Below are 1,680 nucleotides of genomic sequence, written 5' to 3' on the forward strand. Positions count from 1 at the left end.
GCGGGGTCGACGTGCTGTGGGCACGGGTCGCGACCATGGGCGGCTCTGCCGTCGACTCGTTCAGCTTCGTCCCGGGCAAGGCCTCGGGCTGGCGGTCCGTGGTCGAGTCCGCGGTTCTGCGGGCCAGCAAATAGGTAGACCTACTCACTCCTACTCGCGGGTGATCACGCTGGGACCGGCCCTCGATCCTTGGCAGTCTTCTTCTTGTCAGGTGAGGGGGCGGTCCGGGGAGGGCCCACCCACTCGCCAGGCGACGTAGGGAGGGGGCCCGTCGAGGGGTCGGGCCTCATCCCGTCGTGTTCGACCAGACCGGTCAGGTCTGTGCCGCAGGGAGGGGCCCGCCTGGGGGTCGGGCTTTTCCTGCGGCCAAAGAGGACGGTGTCGAACGGACGGCCACGATCGCCGCGGCCGTCACCACCGCGCTGACACCCAGCACGATCCACTGGACCAGGTCGAACGCCGCGCCGCCGCCCGACTGCAGCGCGATCCCGAGCACGACCTGCGTGCCGCCCACCACGAACAGCAGCACGGCCGCCGTCACCGCCGCGCTCGGATGGCGTGTCGTGGACGAGGACGCCAGGGCCGCCACCAGGAGCAGCCCCGCGACGCCGAGAGCGACGGGGACACCCGCTTGGTCCAGCGAGGTGAGTGCGGTGAAGTCCGTCGGCGTCAGCACAGTCGGTGCCCCGGCGTTCGTGCCGGAGAACGTCCGCAGCAACGCCTTGAACAACGAGAAGCCGGCGATCGCCACCATCAGCGCGGCCACCGCCTGGCCTGCCACGCGGGTCTGAGTGCCCCGAGCGACCAGGGAAGCCACAGCGGCGGGCAGGCCGAGGACGAGCAGCGGCACGATCGTCGTGGTCACCCACACCGCCTCCCGGTCCGACCAACCGCCGAGCAGGGCGGTCGCCCGCCCGAGGTCGGCGAGCGTTCCCGCCAGCAGGTAGGCGGCGGCCACCACGACGCCCACGTGCCGATGCTTGCGCAGCAGCAGCCAGCTCACGCCGACCGCCGCCATGACCGTGACCCCCACGATGACCTTCAGGTGCGCGAACGGATCACCCGCCGGGTCGACGAGACCCGCGAGCAGCCGACGCCACGGCGACATCGTCTGCAGCCCGATCAGTGCCGCCGCGGCCACGATCGCGCCCGGCACACCCGGCAGGCGCACCGCGAGGACGACCGCGAAAGCGAGCAGCACCACGGCGATCGCTCCTTGCAGGCGAACGTCGGGCACCAATGACGGCAGCGGCTGCGCGGCGAAGACGACCGCCGTCACGCCGGCCACCGACAGCAGCGCGGGGACCGTCGTCGCCCCGCCCGGCCGAAGCCACCCGGCCAACCGCCCGGCGATCAGCCGCGCCGACGGGAGCGTGACGGCGCACGCGACCGCGATCGCCACCGCCAACGGCACCGCACCCATCGCGATCGACGCGGAGTCGAGCTGTCCCGGGACCAGGTGGTCGTGCACGAGCATCGGCACCGGCACGACGAGCGCCAACCCCACGAGCACCCCGCCCGCCGTGTCGCGTCGCAGCATCGCCAGAGCTCCGAACAGGGCCATCAGCGTCAGACCGGCCACGATCACCAGCGCCCGCATCGCCTGCTCAGGCACGGCGTCGACAACCGGGGGACCGGTGAGCGTGCCCAGTGGGGTGGTGCCGCCGCCGACCGCGGCGG

The 1,680-nt window shown here is 72.7% G+C and carries 1 protein-coding gene; it reads right to left on the reverse strand.

The window, feature by feature from the left end; genetic code table 11:
- Positions 1-313: 313 nt before the first annotated feature.
- Positions 314-1,680 (reverse strand): hypothetical protein (locus ACRDSQ_RS20275; protein ID WP_431423222.1); only part of this gene is annotated, 1,367 nt, incomplete at its 5' end.

The sequence above is a fragment of the Actinokineospora sp. genome (assembly GCF_050699995.1).
Classification (GTDB): domain Bacteria; phylum Actinomycetota; class Actinomycetes; order Mycobacteriales; family Pseudonocardiaceae; genus Actinokineospora.